The organism is Micromonospora sp. NPDC023869 (assembly GCF_055559695.1).
Window position 1 is genome coordinate 264561 of sequence record NZ_JBVHKD010000004.1, and the last position, 19284, is coordinate 283844.

Here is a 19284-nt window from a genome sequence, read left to right on the forward strand (position 1 = left end):
GAGCCACTGACTGATCGGGGTCATCATGGAGCTGAACGAGAACGCGCGTATCGACACCAGCCAGGTGGAGGACCGGCGAGGCGGCGGTGGAGGCGGCGGCGGGCTGGGCATCCCCATCCCGATCGGCGGAGGCCGCGGCGGCATCGTCGGGATCATCATCGCCGTGCTGGTGGCGCTGGTGGGTGGCGGCTTCGGGCTGAACGCCATGACCGGCGGCGAGCAGGGCGACAACACCGCGTTGGAGCAGCGCTGCGAGGCCCCGGACGCGTTGGAGCAGCTCGACTGCCGCAACAGCCTCTACGTCAACTCGATCCAGGCGTACTGGCGTACCGCCCTGCCGGAGGCGTTCGGCGAGCAGTACCGGCCGACCCGTACCGTCTTCTTCGACCAGGCCGTCAGCACCGCGTGCGGTCAGGCCGACTCGGGCGTCGGCCCGTTCTACTGCCCGGCCGACTCGCTGGTCTACATCGACCTCTCCTTCTACGAGGTGCTCGCCCGGCAGCTCGGCGCCACCGGCGAGTTCGCCCAGCCGTACGTGCTGGCCCACGAGTACGGCCACCACGTCCAGAACCTGCTCGGCACCAACGAGCAGGTCCGCCGCCAGCAGCAGCGGGACCCGGGCAACGCCAACGACCTGTCGGTCCGCCTGGAGTTGCAGGCCGACTGCTTCGCCGGCGCCTGGGCCAAGAACGCCACCGGCACCGCCGACGATCGCGGTCAGAAGATCTTCACCAGCATCACCGAGCAGGACATCGCCGAGGCCATCGACACCGCCGAGGCCATCGGAGACGACGCCATCTCCCGGCGCGCCGACCGGCCGGTCAACCCGGAGGAGTTCACGCACGGCTCCTCGGCCGACCGCAAGCGCTGGTTCAGCCGCGGCTACGAGACCGGCACCCCGGCCTCCTGCGACACCTTCAGCGGCGCGATCTGACGCGGTGCTAACGGGCCCCGGTCGACGCCTTCGGGGAAGGGCATCGACCGGGGCCCGTCCGTGTCCGACGTGGCGAAGCTCAGGTGGCCGGGTCGCGGTCCGTTTCGCGGATCAGGATGTGCACCGCGCGGGCGGCTCCGATCGCGGCCAGCAGCACCGCGTGCCGAGGCTCGGGTACGTCGAGCAGCCGGTCGGCGCGCAGCGCGGCCAGTGGGGCGAGCCGGCGGTCGGCCAGCACGGTGTCCACGGCCCGGCGGTCACCGCCGGCGACCACCGCGTCCAGTCGTTCGGCCTGGGGCAGCAGCAGCCGGACCGCCAGGTCGACGGCGTCGGCGAGCGCGGCCTTGGCCTGGTTGTCGCGCCGTCGGGCGAATCGCTGCTGCGACCAGCCGCCGGCGGCGGTACGCCCCTGGACGTACCGCGTGTCGACCTTGTGCACCGGCAGCTTCTCCCCCTCGGCGACCCCGACCGCCACCGCGCCCTTGCGCGCCAGCAACAGCCCGATCCGGCGCGGTGCGACGGCCTCCGCCACGAAGGCATCCAGGTCCGTGGCGACGGGCGAGCCCGGCGGGGTGTGCAGTTCGGCGGTGGCGCCGTCCGGGGCGCAGAGCAGCAGCCCGTACTCCTGCGCGGTGGTGGCGGGTTGGCCGTGCCGGTCGGCGAAGCCGGCCACCCAGCGTTCGGTCCGGCCCGGGTCGATCTCGACCCATCGGCCTCCCCCGGCGGCGGGTCGGCTGCTCATCACCCGACCTTACGGCAGGCGGACGAGACGACACCGCCGGGCGGGAGCAGGTCGGCGGGCGAGGATCCTCAGTCGCTCGGCGCGAGGTGGACCAGCAGGTCGGCGGAGCGGCTGGATTCGGCGATCACGGCCGCGTTGGCCTGGTCGCTGCCCTGCGCCCAGGCGCGGGCCGCGTCGGGCGTCTTGCCGAAGGCGACGTGACGGGCGACGAGTCGTTCGAGACGGACCTCTTCGGCCACCTCCAGATACCAGGTGGTGTCGAGCAGGTCGCGGACGAACTTCCACGGATGCGAGTCGAGCAGCAGGTAGTTGCCTTCGGTGACGACGATCGGGGTGGTGCGGGGCACCGCGATGCTGGAGCCGATCGGCTCCTCGATGTCTCGGCGGAACGTCGGCGCGTAGACGACCTCGTCGGTCTGGTCGCGTAGTCGACGGAGCAGGGCGAGGTAGCCGTCCGCGTCGAAGGTGTCCGCAGCGCCCTTGCGGTCGGTGCGGCCGAGTGAGTCGAGGACCTCGTTGCTCAGGTGGAAGCCGTCCATCGGCACCAGGACGGCGTCCGGGCCGAGCTGACGGACGAGGGCCTCCGCGACGGTGCTCTTGCCGGCGCCGGGCGGACCGACGATGCCGATGAGCGTACGGTCGGCGCCCGTCGACATCGCCCGGGCGCGGTCGGCGAGCGCGGCGAGCGTGAGGGTGTCAGCCGGCGGCCAGGACACTGTCCACGCTCTCCGGTGCCTGGTGGGTGCCGCGTCCGCAGCCGCACGAGTCGCGGTGTCGGAAGGTGGCCGGCACCACCACGGACTGCGGCGCTCGGTCCGGTCGCCGGATCCGGGCGAGCAGGAGTTCGACGGCGGTCGAGGCGAGTCGGGCGGCGTCCTGCGCCATCGCCGAGATCTGCGGGTCGAACAGGTCGGCCCATTCGAAGTCGTCGTAGCAGACCAGGGCGATGTCGTGCGGCACCTTCAGCCCGGCACGCCGGATGGCGCGGAGCGCGCCGAGGGTCATCTGGTTGTTCGAGACGACCAGGGCGGTGGCCGGTTCGTCCGAGGCGAGGTGTTCGACCAGGCGCTGCTCCGCGATGCGCTCGTCGGACTCACCGGCGATGACCAGGGCCGGGTCGTCCGCCAGCCCCAGTTCCGCGACGGCCCGGCGGTAGCCGGCGAGCCGGTCCTGGGCCGACATCTCCCGCACGGCGCCCCGGACGTAGCCGATCCGGTGGTGCCCCTGGGCCGCCAGGTGGGCCGTGAGGTGGTGGATCGAGTCCAGACACTCGGAGTAGACCTGGTCGCCCGGCAGCGTCGACCGCCGGTCCAGGAAGATGGTCGGCAACTGCTCGTCGAGCAGCTTCTGCAGACACTGGGTGAGTTCGCCGTTGCCTTCGAGCGGGTTCACGATGAGGCCGCTCACCCGCCGCGCCAGCAGGTGGTTGATCACGTCCAACTCGACCTCGGGGTCGTCGTTGGTGTCGGCCAGGATCAGGGTGTACCCGGCCCGGCGCAGGTGCCGCTCGATGTCCCGGATGAGCGCGGCGAAGTACGGGTTGGTGACCACGGACATCGCCAGCCCGATGGTGTCCGTGGACTGGGTGGCCAGGGCCCGGGCGGCGAGATTGTGCCGGTAACCGGTCGACTCCAGCGCCTTGCGCACAAGTTCCTCGGTCTCCGGGGCGACCTTGCGCGTCTTGTTGAGCACATGGGACACGGTCGTCGTCGACACTCCGGCGATCCGCGCTACCTCGGCCATCGTCGCCACTCGTTTTGCACCCTTTCCCCCGGCTCGCACCCAGTCCTGCGGCTGCCGGGACCACGGCGAGAAGGAGCTCAATCTAACCAAAAGCAAGCCCTTGCGCAAGCGGTTGCGCGGGGGTAAAGTTCCGCCATCTTCGAGGTGCGCAAGCGGTTGCGCATCCAACGAAGTGCTGGTGGGGATGCCCGACGACGCAACACGGCCCGGCAGGACGACGGGAGCGGAACTCCCCCTGAGGTTGGTCTGACTAGTCGACAAGGATCTGGTGGCATGAAGAGGACATTCCGGACAGTTATCGGTGTAGCCATGGCCGGCACGCTCGCCTTCTCGGTGGCCGCCTGTGGCAACGACTCCGCCGCGGACGGCGGCGGCGAGGAGCAGCTGACCATCGGGTTCGTCCCGGGCATCGCCTCCGACCCGTTCTTCAAGGCCATGCAGGTCGGTGCCGAGGCGAAGGCGCAGGAGCTGGGCATCAGGCTGCTGTGGCAGGGCGCGCCGGACGAGTACTCGCCGCAGTCGCAGATCCCGTTCGTCGACTCGATGCTCACGCAGCAGGTAGACGGGCTCGTCCTCGTCCCCACCGACCCGGACGCGTTGCAGCCCAGCGTCACCAAGGCACAGTCGGCGAACATCCCGGTCGTCACCGTCGACACCACCGTCACCGACCAGAGCTACCTGACCTCGGCGATCACCGGTGACAACCGCGAGGGCGGCCGGCAGGCGGCCCAGACCCTGGCCGAGCAGATCGGGGAGTCCGGTGAGGTCTTCCTGATGTCCGGCTCGCCGACGGCGACCACCAACCAGCTCCGCGAAGAGGGCTTCACCGAGGAGCTGAAGAAGTACCCGGGCATCACCCTCGTCGGCAAGGAGTACGCCAACAGCCAGCCGGCCAGGGCGACCTCCGCGGTCAACACGATCCTGCTGAAGCACCCCGATCTCAAGGGCATCTTCGCCGTGGACGGCACCTCCGGCTCCGGCACCGTGGCCGCGCTGCGCAACGCGGGCAAGGCCGAGCAGGTCAAGCTCATCGGCTACGACGCCTACGAGAACCAGGTGGCCGACCTCAAGGCGGGCATCTACAGCGCCCTCGTCGCCCAGAAGCCCGGCGACCAGGCCGCGCTCGCCCTGCAGAACCTGGTGGACACGATCCGCGACCAGAACGTCGACGGCATCGAGAAGGACGTCGTGATGACGAACGTGGTGATGACCAACGAGAACCTGGCCGAGACCGAGCAGTACCAGTACCCGACCCAGTAGCCGGACCAGGGAATGCGGATCTCAGGAGGAGGAGCACCATGACGGCCGACACCACACAGGCGGCGAGCGAGACGCGCGCCAGCCGCCTGATGGCGACACTGCTGCGGCAGGACGTGATCCTGCTCGGCGTCCTCGTCGCCATGGTGCTCTTCTTCACGGCGATGAACCCGCTGTTCTTCAGCCGGTTCGCCTTCGCCAACATCCTTCAGGACTGGGCTCCGGTCATCCTGCTGGCGATCGGGCAGACGTACGTCATCATCACCGGCGGCATCGACCTGTCGGTCGGGTCCACGCTCGGATTGAGCGGCGTGGCCTGTGCGATGACGATGAGATCCCTGAACGAGGGTGGTACGGCCACCGCCACGACGATCGCCGTCGGCGTGGTGGTGGCCCTCGCCACCGGTCTCGCGGTCGGCCTGGTCAACGGGCTGCTCATCACCCGGGCCAAGCTGGCACCGTTCATCGCCACGCTGGCCACCATGGGTGCCGCCGCCGGTCTGACCCTGGTGCTGACCGGCGGCGTCCAGATCGCCGGCGGCCCCGCCGAGGTGATCCGGCTCGGCAACACGCAGTACCTGAACCTGCTGACCATCCCGCTGATCGTCGTGCTCGCCGTGCTGGCGGTCGCCTGGCTGACACTCAGCTTCACCCGGTTCGGCCGCTGGACGTACGCGGTGGGGTCGAACGGCTTCGCCGCCCGGGGTGCCGGGATCAACGTCGAGCGGCACCTGCTGAAGGTGTACATGCTGGCCGGGTTGATGGCCGGGCTGGCCGGGCTGTTCGTCTACTTCCGGCTCGGCTCGGGCTCGCCCACCTCGGGCCAGGGCCAGGAGCTGGCCGCGATCGCCGCAGCGGTCATCGGCGGCACCAGCCTGGCCGGCGGCATCGGGCGGATGTCCGGCACCGTGCTCGGCGCGCTCATCACGACGGCGGTGCTGAGCGGCCTGATCCTGATCGGCGTCGCACCGAACTGGCAGCAGGTGGTCATCGGCGTCCTGATCGCCGTGGCGGTCGGCGTCCAACAGATCAACGTCCGTACCAGGAGGGGAGCCGGCCGTGGCTGACGCACCCATCTACGAGGCCCGCGAGGTCACCAAGTCCTACGGCAGCGTCCGGGCGCTGACCGACGTCAACCTGTCCCTGCGGGCCGGTGAGATCGTCGGGTTGGTCGGCGACAACGGGGCCGGCAAGTCGACCCTGGTGAAGGTGCTCTCCGGCGCGCACCGACCGGACACCGGCAGCGTCTACCTCGACGGCGTGGCGCAGGAGTGGAAGTCGCCGCACGACGCGCTCCAGGCGGGCATCGAGACGCTCTACCAGGACTCCGGCCTCTGCCCCGACCTCACCATCAGCGGCAACGTCTTCCTCGGCCGGGAACGCCGACGGCCGGGGCTGCTCGGCAAGCTCGGATTCCTCGACAACAAGGCCATGGCCCGCGTCGCGCACGAGGAGTTGGAGCGGGCCGGGATCGGCCTGACCACCGGCGTACGGCGCAACGTCAACCAGCTCTCCGGTGGGCAGCGGCAGGCCGTGGCCATCGGCCGCGCCGTCGCCTGGGCCCGCAAGGTGATCATCCTGGACGAGCCCACCAACCACCTCGGCGCCCGGCAGTCGGGCGAGGTGCTGAAGGTGATCGAGGGAGCGCGGGAACGCGGTCTGGGCGTCATCTTCATCTCGCACACGCTGCCGCACGTGCTCCAGGTGACCGACCGCATCGTCGTGCTGCGCCTCGGCCGGGTGGTGGCCGACGAGCCGACGTCGTCGTTCACCCCGGACTCGCTGCTCAAGGTGATCACCGGCCTGCACACTCCCGAGCCGAAGGGCTAGGCCGTGGCAATCCGACTGCAACTCGCCATCGACGCGCCGGAGCACTTCGCGCTCATCCCGCGCGTCGGCCGGTACTTCGACATCATCGAGGTCGGCACGCCCGTACTCAAACGCTTCGGGCTCGCCGCCATCAGCACCGCCCGGGAACTCGGCGCGGACACGCCGGTGCTCGCCGACACCAAGACGGTCGACGGCGGGAGCCTGGAGGCCGAGATGGTATTCGCCGCCGGGGCCGCGATGATGACCGTGCTCGCGCACGCCTCCCCCGCCACCCGACGCGACACCGACGAGGTCGCCCGGCGGTACGGGCGGGAGGTGGTGCTCGACACCATCCTCGACGGTGAGCTGGACGTGGAACCGCTGCTGGACGGCCGTGCACCGCAGGACGTCTGGCTGGCCCTGCACGCCCCGTCCGACGCCCGGCGGGCCGGCCTCGGCAACGAGGACCACATCGACCGGGTGGCCCAGCGCCGGGCGCGCGGATTCCGCGTCTCCCTGGCCGGCGGAATCGGGCGCGCCAACCTGGCCCGCGCCCTGGAGGTCGCCCCCGACATCGCCGTGATCGGCTCGGGAGTCACCGAGGCCACCGACCCGGAAGGAGAAGCGGCATGGATCAGAGCACAGGTCGACCTGTCGACTCCTGGCACCTGAGCGGAACCGAGCTGAGGTCCGTCCTCGCCGCGCTGCCCGTGGACGAGTACGACCGGTTCGTCTCCTGCTTCGACGACGTGGCCGGCGGCCGCCTGTTCCTCTCCGGTCAGGGCCGCTCCGGGCTCGCCGCACAGATGGCCGCGATGCGGTTCATGCACCTCGGCCTGACGGCACACTTCGTCGGCGAGGCCACCGCGCCGTCGGTGCGGTCGGGCGACACCCTGGTGATCGTGTCGGGCAGCGGGCGGACCCCGGTCAGCGTCGGCTTCGCGCGGATCGCCCGGTCGGAGGGCGCGAAGGTGCTGCTGGTGACCCACCAGCGGAAGAGCCCGCTGCGGGACCTCGCGCACGGTTCCGTCGTCCTGCCGGCGGACGCCAGTCGGCAGTTCGGCGGGACGCTCTTCGAGCAGTCGGCGCTGATCCTGCTCGACTCCGTCGTGCTGGAGCTGATGCGGGGGCTGCCGGACCCGGCCGGCACGATGAGCCACAACCACACCAATCTCCAGTGACCACGTCGACCGGAGCCGGGACAGCACCGTCCGGCGTGGTCGTGGTGGGCGACCTCCTGGTCGACATCATCGAGAACGAGGACGGGACCCGTACCCGCGTTCCCGGCGGCGCCGGGCTCAACCTCGCCGTCGGCGTCCGGCGGCTCGGGACACCGGCGACACTGGTGTCACCGGTCTCCGCCGACGGCCTCGGCGAGTGGTTGCGGGCCGCGATCATCGCCGAGCATGTCGACCTGGTGCCGCTGGCCTGCGCGCTGCCGACCGGGACGGCGACGTCCCGGCGGGTGGCGGGAGAGCCGGCCTACGAGTTCTCCGAGGCGATCCACAATCGGCGGTACGCGTACCCGGCGGGGGACGTGGCGACCATGGGCGACGGCGCAGTCCTGGTCGTCAACTCGTACCCGATGGACGACCTCGACCAGGTGGAGGCGCTCGTCGACGTCGTCCGCCGAACCGGGCGGACCTTCGTGGTCGACCCCAACGTGCGGCCCACGCTGGTGCGGGACGTCTCGGCCTACCGGTCGGGACTCCGGCGGCTCGCCGCCGTCGCCGACGTGGTGAAGCTGAGCCTGCAGGACATCGCCGACCTGCGCGTCGAGGACCCCGGGCAGTTCGTGGCCGAGCTGCTGCGTTCGGGGGTACGGGTGGTCGTGCTGACCCGGGCCGCCGACGGCATGTCGGTGCACACGGCTGACGGGGTCGTGGCGACCGCACCCGTACCGGCCCGACCCGGACCGGTCGTCGACACCATGGGCGCGGGAGACGCGACCCTCGCCCGTCTGGTGTGCGGGTTCGCCGAGGACGGCGTCGACCTGGACGCGACACGGTGGCGCGACCTGGCTCGCGAGGCGATGGACCTCGCGGCCGACATCTGCCGGATCTCCGGCGGCAACCTGGCCGCGCTGCGGCCCACAGAACGGAAAGAGCGATGAAGGAACTGAGCAACGCGAGCCTGACTTCGCTGCCCAGCGAGGTCGAGGCACCCAGGTACGACCGGACGGCACTACGCGGCGCAATCGTGCACTTCGGTGTCGGGCACTTCCACCGCTCGCACCAGGCGATGTACCTCGACGAACTCATGCGCCGGGGGCAGGGCATGGACTGGGCGGTGCACGGCGTGGGTGTACGGCCCGCCGACGAGGGCACCCGCAACCGGCTCGCCGCGCAGGACCACCTCTACACGCTGACGGTGAAGGAGCCGGACGGCAGCCGGCGCAACCGGGTGATCGGCTCGCTGCTCAGCACCGGGTACGCCCCGCAGGACCCGACCGGCGTCGTGGAGCGCATCGCCGACGCGGCCACCCGCGTGGTGTCACTGACCATCACCGAGGGCGGGTACGGGATCGACCAGGTGACCGGCGAGTTCACCGGCGACTCCGCCCCGATCCGGGCGGACCTGGACGCCGCCGTGCCGAACGCGACGCCGTTCGGGTTGGTGCTCCAGGCGATGCGCCTGCGACGTGACCGTGGCCTGGGTGGGCTGACCGTCATGTCCTGCGACAACATCCAGGAGAACGGCAAGGTGTCGCGCGCGGCGTTCCTGGGCTTCGCCGCGATGAAGGACCCCGAGCTGGCGCGGTGGATGGAGCAGCAGGTGTCCTTCCCGAACTCCATGGTCGACCGGGTGACACCGGCGACGGTGGACGCCGACCGGGCCTACCTGGAGCGGACCTTCGGCTACCGGGACCGGTGGCCGGTCACCGCCGAGCCGTTCCACCAGTGGGTGCTGGAGGACACGTTCGTCGCCGGCCGCCCGCCGCTGGAGGACGTCGGTGTGGACATCGTCGGGGACGTCGAGCCGTACGAGCTGATGAAGCTGCGGCTGGCGAACGGTACCCACCAGGCGCTCTGCTACTTCGGTTTCCTGCTGGGGCACCGGTACGTGCACGAGGCCATCACCGACCCGGACGTCCAGGCGCTGCTGCTGCGCTACATCGACGAGGAGGCCGTACCGACGCTCAAGCCCATCGCCGGGGTCGACTTCCGGGCGTACGGCCGCACCGTCGTCGAGCGCTTCTCCAACCCGGAGATCCAGGACCCGCTGACCCGGATCTGCGCCGACACCTCGGACCGAATCCCGAAGTTCCTGCTACCCGTGGTGACCGCGCAACTCGCCGACGGCGGGCCGGTGGGCATCTGCGCCGCCGTCGTGGCGGCCTGGGCCCGGTACGCCGAGGGCACCGACGAGCAGGGCCGGCCCATCGACGTGGTGGATCCGCGTCGGGAGAGCCTGATGGCGGCCGCGCGGCGCAACGGGGACACTCCGACCGCGTTCATCGCGGACCGCTCGCTCTTCGGCGCCCTCGCGGACTCCCCCCGGTTCGTCGAGGCCTACGTCGAGGCGCTGCGGCTGATCCGGGCCGACGGCGTCCGGGCAGCCCTCCGGCAGATCGTGGCGGCACCGTCCCGCTGAGCCGGTCGACGCCGTCCCACTGAACCGGGACCTGCCAGCCTTCCGGCCCGCCAGCGCGACAGCGCGGCGAGCCGGAAGGCGTATGGGGGTGGGGCGTGCTCAGCCAACCTCGACGGGCAGCGAGGGGTCGCTGGTCCACTCGCGCAGCGAGCCGTCGTACACCGCCACGTCGGTCTCCCCGATCAGGCGCAGTGCCAGGGCGTCGCCGGTGGCGGCGATGCCTCCGCCGCAGTAGGTGACCTTCCGGCCCGGCTGGGCCTGCACCTCCTGGAAGATCTCCCGCAGTTCCGGCACCGACCGGAAGGTGCCGTCGGTCGGGTCGAGCAGCGCGGCGACGAAGACGTTGCGGCTGCCGGGGATCCGGCCGGGGCGAGCGTAGTTGATCGTCTCGGTGGCGTGGTGGTCCTCCGGCGACAGCGAGTTGATCAGGCAGGCCCCGCTGCCTTTCTCCACCACCTGCTTGACCTCGTCCAGATCGGCGAACAGCTCCGGACGGGGCGTACCGACGAACTGGGCGGGCGGGTTGCTCTCCTCGCCGGACCGGGTCGCGCGGCCCTCGGCGGTCCACTTGCCGAATCCGCCGTCCAGGACGGCCACGTTGTCGAAGCCGTTGGCGAGCAGCAGCCACCACACCCGGGTGGCCCAGAAGACGTTGGCCGCGTAGACCACGACCGCCGTGTCCGGACCGATGCCGAGGCGGCCCGCCGCCTCGGCGAAGCGCTCCGGGGAGGGCCTGGTGAACCAGCCGCCGTCCGGCTCGGAGAGGTCGTCGATGATGTCGGCGAACGCCGCCGACGGGATGTGCGCGGTCAGGTATTCGGGACGACCGGAGGTCTGGGACCAGTCCTGGCCGGCCTCGCTCGGCGGGGCCAGGTGCACGGTCGCGTCGAGGATCCGCAGGTTCGGGTGGTCGAGGTGCTGGGCGAGCCACTCGGTGGACACGAGCGGGGTGGGCAGGTCGAGGGTGGGTGCCATGAGTCCTCCTGTCGCCGGATTTCCTATCTAGGCAATCGGGATTACCCTCGCGACAATACGGTCCCTACCTGCGGATATTCCGACGAGTGGTGGAGCTCACCCGCCGTCTGGGGTGGTAACCATCGACGGACGGCAGGCCGGAGAGGACATGCCTCCCCGGCCTGCCCGCCGATCAGTGCACGGTGAGGTTGCCGCCGGTCAGCGCCACCTCGCCGGTCCCGGCTCCCGTCCAGTCGGACGAGAAGACCAGGGTGCCGCCCTGCCAGAGGGTGATCCCGACGGTGTCGTGACGTCCGGGAGCGCCCCGGTCCGTCACCGTCACCGCCAGCGTCAGCCCGGCGGTCACCAGCTTGCCCCGGCCGTCGTAGAGACCGGCCTGGTATCGCACCGACGCGGACCTACCGGCCGAGGTGATGCCGAGACCGTCGATCGCGGTGGTCCGGACCTTGTAGTCGGTGCCGCCGGAGCGGTACGTGATCTCCGCGTGGCCCGACGCCGCCTTCTTCGCGGTGGCCGGCTTCGCGTTCAGGTTCACCGAGACCTTCGACGCCCGGTCCGCCGGGTGGGTGCCGGCCGACCGGGTGACGGTGAGGTGACCGCCACCGGTGAGGAATCCGCCGTCGGAACGGGCGACCGTCACCGTGGCGGTGGTGTTCCCGGTGTAGTTGCCGCCGACCGTGGCGGTCACCGTGTGCGCGCCCGCCGGCAGGGTCGCCGTGCAGGCCGCCGTGCCGGTGGTGGTGGCGGTGGCGACCAGGTCCACGCGAGCGGTACAGAGCGTGGCCCCACCCGCGGTGAAGGTCACCGTGGCGGTACGCAGGTCGCCGCCGGTGGTGTCGGCCGACGACGGCAGCACGGAACTGTCCCGCAGTACGGCCCGCAGCAGGACGCGACCGGCGGCACCGGCGGTCGCGGTGCTGACCAGGGTGTCCCCGGCCCAGGTCACGGCCGCGTTCTCCGGGGTGACGGTGACGGTGAACGTGGTGCTGCCGACCAGCCCGGTGCCGTCGGTCACCGTGACGGTGACCGGGTACGTGCCCGGGGCCGCCGAGGTGGTGCCGGTGACGGTCCAGCTCCGGGTGCCGGGGCGGGTGTCCGGCCCGGAGGTGCCGGCCACGGTGAGCGCCAGACCGGTCGGCAGGCCGGTGGCGTTCGCGGTCAGCGCCGACCCGGCACCGTCGGCGTCGGTCGCCCGGACCGTCACCGTCGGCGAGAGCGCGTCGCTGTACTGCACGCCGACCCCGCCCGCCGGAGCGTCGGTGGACACCTCGGGGGCGGAGCGGATGCCGAACTCGGCGTCGTTGACGGCGAAGAAGACGTTCCCGACCGCCTCGATCTTGATCCGCGCCTCGGCGGTCGCCACGTTCGGCAGGGTCACCGTCGCGCCACCCGTGTTCGGCGTGCTCTCGGCCAGCACGTACGGGAAGGTCTCGCCGCCGTTGACGGAGAGCGTGATCTTCACCTGGCCGACGTTCACCGGCGCCACGTCGGTGCCGGCGACGTCCCAGGTGACGGTCTGGGCCGTACCACCGTCGAGCACGGCGGTGCCGGCCTGCGAGGTGACCAGGAACGGTCCCGCATCCGGGGCCAGCGTCAGGGCGACGTCGGCGCTGCCGATGCCGCCGCCGCCCGGCCGACCGTCCCGGGCGGTGAGCTTGAAGTTCAGCGTCCGGTCGTTGTTCACACCGACCCAGTCCCGGGTGGGCAGGAACTCCGAGTAGCAGTCCAGGAGCTCCGGCGGGACGTTGGAGGCGCTGCCGCTGGCCGGCGGTGCCGGCGGGGTCGGGCAGGCGCCCGTACGGGCGTTGGTGTTGCCGACCAGCACCTGCGCGAGGTCCGGGAAGACCCTGGTCGAGTTGGTGGTGACCGCGTTCTGGCCCGGCGAGTGGTACTTCAGGGCGTCCTCGGGCGACACCCACGCCGGCTCGCCGAAGACCCGGAACAGCGGCCCGTTGGTCTTGGTGTTGTTCATCAGCGCGGTGCCGGCGCTGCCGCCCCGGTCGTTCTGCTCCCACAGGTAGGTGAGCGTGTCGCCGTCGACGTCGGTGGCGCTGCCGGTGAGCGCGAACGGCGTACGCACCGGGATGGTGAGACCGTCCGGCACGGTGACCACCGGGGCGTGGTTGGTGGTCTGTTCGACCAGGTGGCCACCGTTGTCCACGGCTCCGCCCTTGGCGGTCTCGCCGACGAAACCGGTGGCCCCGGTGAGGTCGCCCAGGGTCAGCGGGGCCACGTCGGTGGCGGCCAGGGTGCCGCCGAAGGTGACCTGGAAGCCGGTGTCGTTGAGCGTGCCGCTGCCCCCGAAGGCGGCCACGGTGACCGTCGCACCCGCCGGCCAGCCCGCGATCGACTCGACGGCGGCCTTGATCCCGGCGGTGGTGTAGTTGACCCCACGCACGATCGGCGCCGAGGTCGCGTCCCCGTAGCCGAGGGTGAACGAGTCACCGGCGGTGTCGAAGTCACGCAACGAGACGGTCTGCACCTCGTTGATCGCCGGCCGGCTCGACGTGACGAAGTTCGTGATCTCGGTGTAGGTCCGGTGCGACCAGTACGGGTCGGTGTGCGGCTGGAGGTTGTCCTGCTGGCAGATGCCCGCGTACGCCATGATGGACGAGCCGCTGCCCGGCTCGTACGAGTTGGCGGCGCTGCGGTTGCCGCCCGAGCAGTTCCACTGGTTGCCGTTGAAGGTGTGGTTGCCGGCGAACTGGTGCCCGATCTCGTGTGCCACGTAGTCGACCGCGAAGTAGTCGCCGATCGGGTTGGGCAGGCCGGTGCAGCCGCGCGCCTTGCCGTCGCCGCCGACCACGCCGAGGCCGGCGATACCGCCGCCGCTCAGTCCGAGACCGATGTGGCCGACGTCGTAGTTGCCCGCGCCGACGAGTTGGCCGAGCACGATCCGGTTGCGGTTGAGCAGGCCGCTGCTGCACCCGGTGAGCTGTGCCGGGGTGTAGCAGCCGGCACTGCCGCAGGGGCCGTTCGGCTCGGTGGCCAGCGCCGGGGTGTTCAGGTTCGTCTTCTCGGTGTCGTTGACCAGGACGAGCCGGATCGCGGTCTCGTCCTCGTAGATCTGGTTCACCCGGTTGATCAGCGTGACCTTCGCGGCGGTCACGTTCTCCACCCCGAAGAAGGTGGCGTACGACGGATCGGTCACGAATGCGAGACGGTAGGTGCGCAGCGTCACCAGCGGGCCGGCGACCGGCTCGTCGTGCGCCTCCTCGATCTCGTCGTGCAGGTGGTGCGCCGCCGACTCGACGTCCTCGCGCTCGACGAACTCACCGTTCTGGTTCGTCAGGTCGCGGGCGAAGTAGCTGGCGTACAGGCTCTGGTCGCGGTGGTAGTAGGGGTCGATGTACCACGCCCCGTCGGCGGATCGGACCGAGGCGTGGAAGCCCAGCGGGGTGAGGTCGGCCCGGATCGTCGCGGTCGGGTCGTCCAGGCCCGTGCCGGCGTACGTGCTGATCTCCGGGTGGGCGGCGGCCAACTCCGGCTCCATCACCGGCGACTCCACCAGTGCGAACCGCTGGAAGGTGCCGTCGGGGGCGGGCAGGGACACCACCTGCTGCGGCTGGCTCGCGGCGCGGCGCTGCTCCGCCGGTGCCCTCTCCAGCAGGCGCTGCATGCCCGCACGGTCCAGTGTGTAGGCGGACAGGTGCGCCGCCTCGATGGCCGCCGGACGGCCCGACTTGGTGGCGGCGGGCGTGCCGTCCACCTTGCGCCACGGGCCGTCGGCCGAGGGGGCGGCAGCGGCCGGGGCGGAGGTGAGCAGGACCGGTGACATCGTCGCCACCAATGCCACGGCCAGCGTGGCGGCCAGGCGGGGTCGGTGTGACCGGGTGTGTCCGGACCGTCCGCCCGGTCGAGGGGTGAGGAAGCTCCTCAACTCGTCTCCCTGGTGATGAGGGGGTGCGACCCACCGCGCCGTCCGGGTCGACGGGCAGCACGGATGATCGATGGATGGGCCAGACCCTAAACGGACGGCGGAGGACGAACATCAGCCGAACAGAGGAAGATCCTCTGGGAGAGGGTCGTCCACGCTCAGCGCAACGCGACTTTCACAAGATCGTCACACAGTCGACGGTCCGTTCCGGAGCCTCAGTCGAGCAGCAGTGCGATGGCGAGTGCCGCGATGATGGCGCTCGACAGCAGGGCCGTGACCAACCGACCCCGCGCGCCGGTGAGCGTCCGGCCGAGCAGCGTGCCGCCGGCGGCGATCACCAGTTGCCAACTGGCCGAGGCGAGGAACACCCCGAGGGTGAACAGCGTCGCCGCGCCGGCTCCGGACCCGCCCTGGCCACCACGACCGAGCACCAACGCGGTGAAGTAGACGACGGTGGCGGGGTTGAGCAGAGTCAGCGCGAGGATCCCGGCGTACGCCCGCAGTGGTGTGTCCAGCCCTCGCCGCACGACGCCGGGGGCCGGACGGCCGTCGGCGTCCAGCGCGGGCCGGGTCGGGCCGGCGGCGCGCAGCGCCCGCCACGCGCCGTGCGCGGCGAGGGCGAGCAGCACCGCGACGGCGACCAGCCGCAGTGGCGTGGCGAGCGGAGTGAGCCAGCCGACCACGACCGCGCCGCCGAATGCCGCGACTGCGGCCGAGCCACCGAACGCCGCGACTGCGGCGTAGAGACCATCAGCGGTGGCCACCCCCAGCGCGGCGCAGGCACCGACCCGGAACGAGGTGCGCGCGGTGAGCCCCACGATGAGGACCGCGATGGCACCGACCGGCACGGCGACGCCGTAGCCGGCGACCACGCCGGCCAGGAACGCGCCGGTCACGACGGCGGGTCAGGTGGCGGGGACCCGGGCGCGACCGGCTGTCGGCCCGTGGCGACGGGCACGGCAACCGGGCAGGGCATCATCGGGTACGTCCGCACGCCGCCATCCTGCGCCCCACGCACGGCCGGTGCCACGCATTTACCGCGGCTCCCACCGCAGCCCCGGCTGACGAGCCGCAGGCCGCCTGTCCACGCGTCTCGTCAATGGGACCGAATTGCGAACATCCCCCGCAACGAATTGCCGGTCGACAATCGTTCTCGGTCGAATCATGTGGGTCAGTAGCGGACACACCCGGCTCGCCAGCCGAAGTTCGTCCTGACCACAGGACGTTAACGAGCATCCACAACGGACACCGTCCGCCACCTACCGATGGCCCACGTTTCCGGCTTGTTTCGACTAAATGATTCATGATCGTGGATGCCGAAATCCACCATGCTACGCGATTCGCGGGGCGAATTATATCTCTCAACATCGATGCGTTGAGGTCCTACGATCTGTGTCAGTCCGCTCCACGGTCACCGGTCGGCCCGTCACAAACGGGCCGACTGCGCATCGAAAGGAGGCGGGAGATGCTCCTCTCCCAGCCGTCCCGGCGTCCCTGGCGCCTCGCCCTCACCGCCGCGGCGACACTCACCCTGGTGGCGGTCGCCGCACCCGTCCAGGCGGCCCCCGCGCAGGGTCCGATCGTGCACGCCGGCGACGCCGCCGCCGTCGCCGACTCGTACATCGTCGTGCTCAAGGACTCGGCGGTGAGCCGGGCGCAGGTCGGGGCCACCGCCAAGACCCTCGCCGGGCGGCACGGCGGCAGCATCGCCCGCACCTACCAGGACGCGCTGCGCGGCTTCGAGGCCCGACTGACCGAGCGGGCGGCCAAGCGGCTGGCGGCCCACCCCTCCGTCGAGTACGTCCAGCAGAACCGCACCGTCAGCATCGCCGACACCCAGTCCCCCACCCCGTCCTGGGGCCTGGACCGCATCGACCAGCGGGCGCTGCCGCTGAACAACAGCTACGCCTACCCCAACGACGGCACCGGCGTCACCGCGTACATCATCGACACCGGCATCCGCTTCTCCCACACCGACTTCGGCGGGCGGGCCGTCTCCGGCTTCGACGCCATCGACGGCGGCAGCGCCGACGACGGCAACGGTCACGGCACGCACGTCGCCGGCACGGTCGGCGGCACCGCGTACGGCGTGGCCAAGGGCGTGACCCTGGTCGGCGTACGGGTGCTGGACAACAGCGGCGGCGGCACCTACGCGCAGGTCATCGCGGGCATCGACTGGGTCACCGCGGATCACCAGCCGGGCGAGCCGGCGGTGGCGAACATGAGCCTCGGCGGTGGCCGCGACCAGGCCACCAACGACGCGGTCGCCCGGTCCATCGCCGACGGCGTCGTGTACGCGGTCGCCGCCGGCAACAGCAGCGCCAACGCCTGCAACTACACGCCGGCCAGCACCCCGGAGGCGATCACCGTCGGCGCGACCACCAGCACCGACGCCCGCGCCAGCTACTCCAACTTCGGCACCTGCCTGGACGTCTTCGCCCCGGGTAGCGCGATCACCTCGGCCTGGATCGGCAGCGACACCGCCACCAACACCATCAACGGCACCTCGATGGCCGCCCCGCACGTGGCCGGCGCCGCCGCCCTGGCCGTGGCCGCCAACCCCGGCTACAGCCCGCAGCAGATCCGCGACCTGCTGGTCGCCGACGCCACCAACAACGTGGTCACCAACCCGGGCGTCGGATCGCCGAACAAGCTGCTCTACACCGGCAACATCGTGCCGCCCACCCAGGACTTCGCCCTCACCCTCGCCCCGGGCAGCGGCACCGTCGACCCGGGCAGCTCGACCACGACCACGGTCGGCACCACCACCACGGTCGGTACGCCGCACAGCGTCGCGCTCAGCGTCAGCGGCCTCCCGACCGGGGTGACCGCGAGCTTCAGCCCGACCACCGTCACCTCCGGCGGCACCGCCACGCTGACCCTGAGCGCCGACGCCGGCACCGTGCCCGGTCTCTATGCGGTGACCGTGCTCGGCACCGGGCCGGAGACCACCCAGGGCGCCACCTTCACGCTCACCGTCAACGGCCCGCCCGGCTGCACCCAGGGCAACGCCACCGACTACCCGATCAACGACAACAGCACCGTCGAGAGCACCATCGTCATCCACGGGTGCGGGCGCGCCGCCAGTGCCACCAGCACCGTCGAGGTACGCATCTTCCACACCTGGATCGGTGACCTGACCGTCTCGCTGATCGCCCCGGACGGCACCGCCCACGTGCTGCACAACCGCACCGGCAGCAGCGCCGACAACATCTTCCAGACCTACACCCGCGACCTGTCCGGCAAGGCCGCCGACGGCACCTGGAAGCTGCGGGTCCAGGACTCCGCCAGCGCCGACACCGGCTACCTGGACAGTTGGACGCTGACCCTGTGACCTGACGCGACGGCGGACGGGTCACACCGCCCGCCGTCGCAGCGGCCGGGGCGCACCGTCGCCCCGGACACCCACGGCGCACACGACAGCGCCCGGAGTTCCGGCCATCGGCCGGGCTCCGGGCGCCGTTGCGTCAGCTCAGACGTTGAAGCCGAGCGAGCGGAGCTGGTCGCGCCCCTCGTCGGTGATCTTGTCCGGCCCCCACGGGGGCAGCCAGACCCAGTTGATCCGGATGTCGCCGACCAGGCCGCCACCCGGACCGGTGGTCAGCGCCTGGCGGGTCTGATCCTCGATCACGTCGGTCAGCGGGCAGGCCGCCGAGGTCAACGTCATGTCCAGGGTCGCGACGTTGTCGTCGTCGACGTGCACGCCGTACACCAGACCCAGGTCGACCACGTTGATGCCCAACTCCGGGTCGACGACGTCCTTCATCGCCTCCTCGATGTCGGCGACGGCGGCCTTGCCGCCGGTCGCCGCGACCGGCGCGGCAGCCTCGGTGGCCACGGCCCCGTTCTTCGGCGTGCTGGTTTCCTCGGTCATGCCTTCACCTCCGTCGGGCTCGCGCCCACACCGGCGCGTGCCGCGGCGTCCTTGAACGCCATCCACGGCAACAGCGCGCACTTGACCCGGGCGGGATAGCGGGCGACACCCTCGAACGCCACCCCGTCGCCGAGCACCTCCTCGTCCGCCGTGACCTGGCCACGGCTGGACAACAGCGCCACGAACGCCTCGTGTACCTCGAACGCCGCCGCCGTGTCCCGACCGGTCAGCAGCTCGTGCAGCACGCTCGCCGACGCCTGGCTGATCGAGCAGCCCATGCCGTCGTACGACACGTCGTGCAGCACGGTGCCGTCGGTGGCCACCCGGACGGTCACCTCGTCGCCGCAGGTCGGGTTGACGTGGTGCGCCTCGCCGACCTGCGCCGCCGGGTCGGCGGCGTCCCGCAGGCCACGGCCGTGCGGGTGCTTGTAGTGATCCAGGATGATCTCCTGGTAGAGCGACTCAAGCTGCATCGGGCC

General features: G+C 71.3%; 17 protein-coding genes. 9 read left to right on the forward strand and 8 right to left on the reverse strand.

All coding sequences use genetic code 11. From position 1 onward, the window contains the following. Positions 1-25: 25 nt before the first annotated feature. A complete protein-coding gene (gene ypfJ, locus ACZ31C_RS14585; protein ID WP_465795676.1) occupies positions 26-934 on the forward strand; it encodes a KPN_02809 family neutral zinc metallopeptidase in 909 nt (302 codons plus the stop codon). A gap of 79 nt (positions 935-1013) precedes the next feature. On the opposite strand, the gene ACZ31C_RS14590 is transcribed toward ypfJ, so the two are convergent. The 3 genes from ACZ31C_RS14590 to ACZ31C_RS14600 form a co-directional block, all read right to left on the reverse strand. After that, the gene (locus tag ACZ31C_RS14590; RefSeq protein WP_465795677.1) at positions 1014-1676 is read right to left on the reverse strand and encodes an acVLRF1 family peptidyl-tRNA hydrolase; all 663 of its coding nucleotides are present in this window, start codon (positions 1674-1676) and stop codon (positions 1014-1016) included. 68 nt (positions 1677-1744) lie between these two features. After that, positions 1745-2392, reverse strand: a complete 648-nt coding sequence (locus tag ACZ31C_RS14595) for a nucleoside/nucleotide kinase family protein (protein ID WP_465795678.1) — start codon at positions 2390-2392, stop codon at positions 1745-1747. Further along, a complete protein-coding gene (locus tag ACZ31C_RS14600) occupies positions 2373-3419 on the reverse strand; it encodes a LacI family DNA-binding transcriptional regulator (protein WP_465795679.1) in 1047 nt (348 codons plus the stop codon). The genes ACZ31C_RS14595 and ACZ31C_RS14600 overlap by 20 nt, the downstream gene beginning before the upstream one ends. A 273-nt stretch (positions 3420-3692) precedes the next feature. On the opposite strand from ACZ31C_RS14600, the gene ACZ31C_RS14605 reads away from it, so the two are divergent. From ACZ31C_RS14605 to ACZ31C_RS14635, 7 genes are read left to right on the forward strand one after another with little or no spacing between them, the layout of a single operon-like run. Then, positions 3693-4679: an ABC transporter substrate-binding protein gene (locus ACZ31C_RS14605; RefSeq protein WP_465795680.1), complete on the forward strand. Its 987-nt coding sequence runs from the start codon at positions 3693-3695 to the stop codon at positions 4677-4679. A gap of 38 nt (positions 4680-4717) precedes the next feature. Beyond that, positions 4718-5743, forward strand: coding sequence for an ABC transporter permease (locus tag ACZ31C_RS14610; RefSeq protein WP_465795681.1), 1026 nt, complete (start codon positions 4718-4720; stop codon positions 5741-5743). Further along, positions 5736-6506 (forward strand): ATP-binding cassette domain-containing protein, encoded by a 771-nt coding sequence (locus ACZ31C_RS14615; protein ID WP_465795682.1) that lies wholly within the window; start codon positions 5736-5738, stop codon positions 6504-6506. The genes ACZ31C_RS14610 and ACZ31C_RS14615 overlap by 8 nt, the downstream gene beginning before the upstream one ends. Before the next feature lie 3 nt (positions 6507-6509). Beyond that, on the forward strand, positions 6510-7157 hold the full coding sequence (locus ACZ31C_RS14620; protein ID WP_465795683.1) for an orotidine 5'-phosphate decarboxylase / HUMPS family protein: 648 nt from the start codon (positions 6510-6512) through the stop codon (positions 7155-7157). Next, positions 7115-7666, forward strand: coding sequence for an SIS domain-containing protein (locus ACZ31C_RS14625; RefSeq protein WP_465795684.1), 552 nt, complete (start codon positions 7115-7117; stop codon positions 7664-7666). The genes ACZ31C_RS14620 and ACZ31C_RS14625 overlap by 43 nt, the downstream gene beginning before the upstream one ends. Continuing rightward, positions 7663-8598: a PfkB family carbohydrate kinase gene (locus tag ACZ31C_RS14630; protein ID WP_465795685.1), complete on the forward strand. Its 936-nt coding sequence runs from the start codon at positions 7663-7665 to the stop codon at positions 8596-8598. The genes ACZ31C_RS14625 and ACZ31C_RS14630 overlap by 4 nt, the downstream gene beginning before the upstream one ends. After that, entirely contained in the window at positions 8595-10079 is a 1485-nt protein-coding gene (locus ACZ31C_RS14635; protein ID WP_465795686.1) for a mannitol dehydrogenase family protein, read from the forward strand. The genes ACZ31C_RS14630 and ACZ31C_RS14635 overlap by 4 nt, the downstream gene beginning before the upstream one ends. Before the next feature lie 99 nt (positions 10080-10178). On the opposite strand, the gene ACZ31C_RS14640 is transcribed toward ACZ31C_RS14635, so the two are convergent. The 3 genes from ACZ31C_RS14640 to ACZ31C_RS14650 all read right to left on the reverse strand — a co-directional run bounded on the left by ACZ31C_RS14640 (position 10179) and on the right by ACZ31C_RS14650 (position 15827). Beyond that, the gene (locus ACZ31C_RS14640; protein WP_465795687.1) at positions 10179-11054 is read right to left on the reverse strand and encodes a sulfurtransferase; all 876 of its coding nucleotides are present in this window, start codon (positions 11052-11054) and stop codon (positions 10179-10181) included. A 172-nt stretch (positions 11055-11226) separates the two neighbouring features. Then, entirely contained in the window at positions 11227-14832 is a 3606-nt protein-coding gene (locus ACZ31C_RS14645; protein ID WP_465795688.1) for a M12 family metallo-peptidase, read from the reverse strand. Between the two features lie 314 nt (positions 14833-15146). Continuing rightward, positions 15147-15827 (reverse strand): LysE family transporter, encoded by a 681-nt coding sequence (locus tag ACZ31C_RS14650; protein ID WP_465795689.1) that lies wholly within the window; start codon positions 15825-15827, stop codon positions 15147-15149. A gap of 569 nt (positions 15828-16396) precedes the next feature. Between ACZ31C_RS14650 and ACZ31C_RS14655 the strand changes: the two genes are divergently transcribed. After that, positions 16397-18265 carry a S8 family peptidase gene (locus tag ACZ31C_RS14655; RefSeq protein ID WP_465795690.1) on the forward strand — a complete coding sequence of 623 codons (1869 nt, stop codon included), beginning with the start codon at positions 16397-16399 and terminating at the stop codon, positions 18263-18265. Between the two features lie 138 nt (positions 18266-18403). On the opposite strand, the gene ACZ31C_RS14660 is transcribed toward ACZ31C_RS14655, so the two are convergent. Together ACZ31C_RS14660 and sufU are read right to left on the reverse strand one after the other, a co-directional pair. Further along, positions 18404-18805, reverse strand: coding sequence for a metal-sulfur cluster assembly factor (locus ACZ31C_RS14660; protein ID WP_465795691.1), 402 nt, complete (start codon positions 18803-18805; stop codon positions 18404-18406). Continuing rightward, positions 18802-19278 carry a Fe-S cluster assembly sulfur transfer protein SufU gene (gene sufU, locus ACZ31C_RS14665; protein WP_396692822.1) on the reverse strand — a complete coding sequence of 159 codons (477 nt, stop codon included), beginning with the start codon at positions 19276-19278 and terminating at the stop codon, positions 18802-18804. The genes ACZ31C_RS14660 and sufU overlap by 4 nt, the downstream gene beginning before the upstream one ends. Between the last annotated feature and the right edge of the window lie 6 nt (positions 19279-19284).

Coding starts and splice junctions, on each gene's coding strand:
- ypfJ (WP_465795676.1), top strand. CDS start 26: ATGGAGCTGAACGAGAACGCGCGTATCGACACCAGCCAGGTGGAGGAC.
- ACZ31C_RS14590 (WP_465795677.1), bottom strand. CDS start 1,676: ATGAGCAGCCGACCCGCCGCCGGGGGAGGCCGATGGGTCGAGATCGAC.
- ACZ31C_RS14600 (WP_465795679.1), bottom strand. CDS start 3,419: ATGGCCGAGGTAGCGCGGATCGCCGGAGTGTCGACGACGACCGTGTCC.
- ACZ31C_RS14605 (WP_465795680.1), top strand. CDS start 3,693: ATGAAGAGGACATTCCGGACAGTTATCGGTGTAGCCATGGCCGGCACG.
- ACZ31C_RS14610 (WP_465795681.1), top strand. CDS start 4,718: ATGACGGCCGACACCACACAGGCGGCGAGCGAGACGCGCGCCAGCCGC.
- ACZ31C_RS14625 (WP_465795684.1), top strand. CDS start 7,115: ATGGATCAGAGCACAGGTCGACCTGTCGACTCCTGGCACCTGAGCGGA.
- ACZ31C_RS14635 (WP_465795686.1), top strand. CDS start 8,595: ATGAAGGAACTGAGCAACGCGAGCCTGACTTCGCTGCCCAGCGAGGTC.
- ACZ31C_RS14640 (WP_465795687.1), bottom strand. CDS start 11,054: ATGGCACCCACCCTCGACCTGCCCACCCCGCTCGTGTCCACCGAGTGG.
- ACZ31C_RS14645 (WP_465795688.1), bottom strand. CDS start 14,832: ATGTCACCGGTCCTGCTCACCTCCGCCCCGGCCGCTGCCGCCCCCTCG.
- ACZ31C_RS14655 (WP_465795690.1), top strand. CDS start 16,397: ATGCTCCTCTCCCAGCCGTCCCGGCGTCCCTGGCGCCTCGCCCTCACC.
- ACZ31C_RS14660 (WP_465795691.1), bottom strand. CDS start 18,805: ATGACCGAGGAAACCAGCACGCCGAAGAACGGGGCCGTGGCCACCGAG.
- sufU (WP_396692822.1), bottom strand. CDS start 19,278: ATGCAGCTTGAGTCGCTCTACCAGGAGATCATCCTGGATCACTACAAG.